The organism is Streptomyces alkaliterrae (assembly GCF_007097205.2).
Taxonomy (GTDB): Bacteria; Actinomycetota; Actinomycetes; order Streptomycetales; family Streptomycetaceae; genus Streptomyces; species Streptomyces alkaliterrae.
This window is the reverse complement of record NZ_VJYK02000574.1, coordinates 1-1,230: the sequence shown is the minus strand read 5'-3', so window position 1 is coordinate 1,230 and position 1,230 is coordinate 1. Positions and strand designations below refer to the sequence as shown.

The following is a 1,230-nucleotide window of genomic DNA, read 5'->3' as shown; positions in this document are numbered from 1 at the left end:
GGTCCCCTCCCGCAAGGACGTGGCCCGCGTGGTCATCACCCCCGACGTCGTCCACAGCAACGTCAACCCCACGCTCGTGCCGCGCACACGCGGCATGGACAACCCCCACGAGAAGACCGCGTAGGCAGGGGCGGGGGCCGCGGCCGGCGTCGCACGGCTTGGGGAACACTGTCCGGATGAGCTCCGAGACCTCCTCAGCCTCAGCCGCGCGGGAACGGGCCCTCCGCCATGTCGCAGAGCTGGCTTCGGGCCCACCGCTCGACTCGTCGTTGCGGGTGACCCTCAACTTCCATCCGGACCTTCTACTGCGGGGCAGACCGCTCCTGGACTCCCTGGCCGAGGACGGCGTCTACCGATCGCAGTTCGTCACGGGGACCAGCAACGGCGGACTGACCGCCTACCCCGGTGGCGACCGCTGGCGCTGGGAGAGCCGGATCTTCAACGGGGCGTACGACCACGCGCCTGCTCATGAGCGGCCGGTGTACGGGGCGTTGAACTTCCGAGGCAAGTCCGTCGGCGCGGCGCCGCGGTTCGGCTCCGCGCACTTCCGCCTCACGACCGAAACGCTGACGCGGACCACGTTCTGCTACCCGGACAGCTTCTTCGAGCCGTCGGACTTCGGTGTGGCGGCCCGCATGGGGCTCATCGCGCTTGCCCTCGCCGACCGCCAGGACGATCTCGACGACTACATCGAGGCCCAGGTACACGGTCCGGTGCGGCCGGACCGCCACGTGGAGGCGCTGGTTCTGGACCCGTCCTACCGAGGCACGGGGGTCGAGACGGCGGCCCTGCGCCTCGGCTGTCCCGTGGAGTGGCATCCCGGGTTCCGCCTCACCGTTCAGGAACTCCACCGTCACCCCGGTTACCGCGGGCAGGAGTACGTCGAGTTGGGCGCGCGGCTTGCGGTCGACGGCGTGCTTGATCCTCGCATCATCGGAGATGCCGTGCGCACCGGCCGCCATGACCCGCAGGCGGTCAAGAAGGTGTGGCACTACCTGGCGCGCTTCGGAGCGCCAGAGCACGTGGCAGACCGGCTGGCAGGTCCGACACCGGCGGACGACCGCGTGCTCGGCGGTCTTCGCTGAGGAACCGGCGGTCCCTTGGACCGCCTACGCGCTCTTCTCCTGGCGGCCGTCGCCGATCGCGCGGGGGACGAGCGTCGGGTTCACGTTGGAGTGGACGACGTCGGGGGTGATGACAACCCGGGCGATGTTGTCCCTTGACGGGACT

Annotated in this window: 1 protein-coding gene; it reads left to right on the top strand. The window is 70.1% G+C overall.

What is annotated here, in order from left to right; translation table 11 throughout:
* Positions 1 to 176: 176 nt before the first annotated feature.
* Positions 177 to 1,085, top strand: a complete 909-nt coding sequence (locus tag FNX44_RS26850; protein ID WP_143651562.1) for a DUF3626 domain-containing protein — start codon at positions 177 to 179, stop codon at positions 1,083 to 1,085.
* The last annotated feature ends 145 nt before the right edge of the window (positions 1,086 to 1,230 follow it).

What these genes read in the sequence shown, in the direction of transcription:
- FNX44_RS26850 (WP_143651562.1), top strand. Translation starts at nt 177, where the DNA reads ATGAGCTCCGAGACCTCCTCAGCCTCAGCCGCGCGGGAACGGGCCCTC.